The 2,626-nt window shown below is 63.3% G+C and carries 3 protein-coding genes; all 3 read left to right on the forward strand.

All coding sequences use genetic code 11. From position 1 onward, the window contains the following. Positions 1-7: 7 nt before the first annotated feature. A complete protein-coding gene (locus tag AC1DT2_RS20335; RefSeq protein WP_477298342.1) occupies positions 8-1,252 on the forward strand; it encodes a sugar MFS transporter in 1,245 nt (414 codons plus the stop codon). Between the two features lie 64 nt (positions 1,253-1,316). Then, positions 1,317-2,345 carry a LacI family DNA-binding transcriptional regulator gene (locus tag AC1DT2_RS20340; protein WP_063573777.1) on the forward strand — a complete coding sequence of 343 codons (1,029 nt, stop codon included), beginning with the start codon at positions 1,317-1,319 and terminating at the stop codon, positions 2,343-2,345. 107 nt (positions 2,346-2,452) lie between these two features. After that, the coding region (locus tag AC1DT2_RS20345) for a transposase (protein ID WP_477294031.1) at positions 2,453-2,626 on the forward strand (174 nt) is incomplete at its 3' end.

Genomic DNA, 2,626 nt, shown 5'->3' on the forward strand with positions numbered 1-2,626 from the left:
ATCCAGTCTGGTACCGATGATCATCATCGGCGTCCTGTTCTTCATATTCGGCTTCGTCACCTGGCTCAATGGCCCGCTGATCACCTTCGTGAAGCTCGCTTTCAATCTGGACGATGTCGGGGCCTTCCTGGTTCCGATGGCGTTCTACCTGTCGTATTTCTTCCTTGCCCTGCCCTCGTCTTTCATCCTGAAGAAGACCGGCATGAAGAAAGGCATGGGTCTGGGTCTGTTCGTCATGGCGATCGGTGCCGTGTTGTTCGGCCAGTTCGTCACCATGCGCGTCTATCCGGGTGCGCTGACCGGCCTGTTCGTCATCGGTGCTGGCCTTTCGCTGCTGCAGACGGCCTCTAATCCTTACATCTCCATCCTCGGCCCGATCGACAGCGCGGCGCAGCGCATTGCCTTCATGGGCATTTGCAACAAGGTGGCCGGTGCACTCGCGCCCTTCGTCTTCGGCGCGGTGGTGATGAGCAATATCGGCAGCTTCGACAAGCAGATCGCCGCCGCCGGTTCACCGGGCGAGAAGGATGCCCTGCTCGCCGCATTCGCCGCCAAGGTGCACATGCCGTACATGGTGATGGCTGGCCTGCTGGTCGTACTTGCCATCTGGGTGGTTCGCTCCTCGCTGCCTGAAATCAAGCCCTCCGGCGCGAATTCCGAGCGTGCCATCGGCCATGCCAAGGGCAGCATCTTCAGCTTCCCGCACCTGTGGCTCGGCGTGCTCTGCCTGTTCGTCTACGTGGGTGTGGAAGTGATGGCCGGCGACGCCATCGGCACCTACGGCCAGGGTTTTGGCATGACGCCGGAAGACACCAAGCACTTCACCTCGTACACCCTGTTCGCGATGTTGCTGGGTTACATCGCCGGCCTCCTGCTGATCCCGAAGTTCGTCTCGCAGCAGAAGTACCTGGCGCTCTCGGCCATCCTCGGCGTGATCTTTTCGATCGGCACCTATATGACCACCGGGTACACCGCGGTGGGCTTCGTCGCCGCGCTGGGCTTCGCTAACGCCATGATGTGGCCGGCGATCTTCCCGCTGGCGATCAAGGGCCTGGGCGCGCTCACGGAGTTCGGCTCGGCCTTCCTGATCATGGGCATCGCCGGCGGCGCGATCATTCCGGTGGCCTTTGCCCACCTGAAGCAGAGCTACAACTTCCAGGCGGTGTTCCTCTGCCTGATGGTCCCCTGCTACCTGTACATCCTGTACTACGGCGCCGCCGGCCATCGGGTCGGCCAGCACATCAAGGACTAAAGTCCGCCTTCGCTACGTAACGGCCATCCGCTAGGATGGCCGTCTTGCTATTGAGGGTCCGAGATTGCGTAGCCCTACCATCAAGGACGTGGCCGAGCGGGCCGGCGTGTCACTCAAGACCGTCTCCCGTGTCATCAACCACGAGCCATCCGTTCATGCGCGCACCCGTGACAAGGTGCAGCGTGCCATCGATGCACTCGACTACCAGCCCGACCAGGCGGCGCGCAGCCTGCGCAGCGCCAGGACTTACGCGCTGGGCCTGGTGTATGACAACCCCAACGCCCACTACGTCATTGCCATGCAGAATGGCGTGCTGTCGGTGTGCCGGGAGCGTGGCTTCGGCCTGCAGATCCATCCCTGCGACTCGTCGGCGCCCAAGCTGGCCGAGCAACTGAGCGACCTGGTGCGGCGTAACCGCCTGGCCGGCCTCGTGCTCGCCCCGCCCATGTCCGAGCAGCCGCAGTTGCTGGCGACGCTGACCGAACACAAAATTCCCTTCGTGCGGATCATCTCCGCGCGCCAGGATCCCAAGGACGGCTGGCCCTGTGTCTTCGTCGACGACCGCGATGCCGCCTACGCGATTACCGAGCACCTGATCCAGCTGGGTCACCATCGGATCGGCTTCCTCTGGGGCGGCAAGGAGCATCGTTCCAGCCCCGAGCGGTATCAGGGCTACGAGGACGCGCTGCGCGAATACGGGCTGCCGGTCGACAAGAAGCTGGTGGTCGAGGGCGATTACTCCTTCGACGATGGCTTCCGCGGCGCGCGCAAGTTGCTTGCCCTGAAGGAGCCGCCCACCGCCATCTTCGGTTCGAACGACGAGATCGCCGCCGGTGTTCTTGCGGCGGCACGCTCAGGCGGTGTCGATGTGCCGTGGGAGCTTTCCATCGCCGGTTTCGAGGACAGTCCGTTCTCCAAGCAGTCGTGGCCGGCGTTGACTACCGCGCGGCAGAACACCGAAGAGATTGGTCGCCACGCGGCGCAGCGTCTCATTGCGGAACTCGAGCGGGATGGCGACGAGCACATCATCGAGAACGAGGGCTTCAGCCCCGATCTTGTGGTGCGTGGGTCGACGGCGCCGAGGCGGCTGTGAACCTTACCCATCCTGTCGGCGAGGACAGCGCCTTGTAGGAGCCGATTTGCGGTGGTCTAATTTTCCTGGACACCCATGTAGGAGCAAAATCCCTACCGAGGTGAATCATGGGATATCGACCGATCGACCCGGCGCTCAAGCGCCGGGCGGTGTGTTTAGTACTGGATGAGAACCGCTCCGTGCCTGCCGTGTGCGGGCTGCTTGGGCTTGGCCCGACGGCTTTGCGGCGCTGGGTCGAGCAGGAGCGGCAGCTGCGTGCCACGCCGCCACCGACGCCCGAG

It is taken from the genome of Luteibacter sp. P4_E6 (assembly GCF_056401535.1).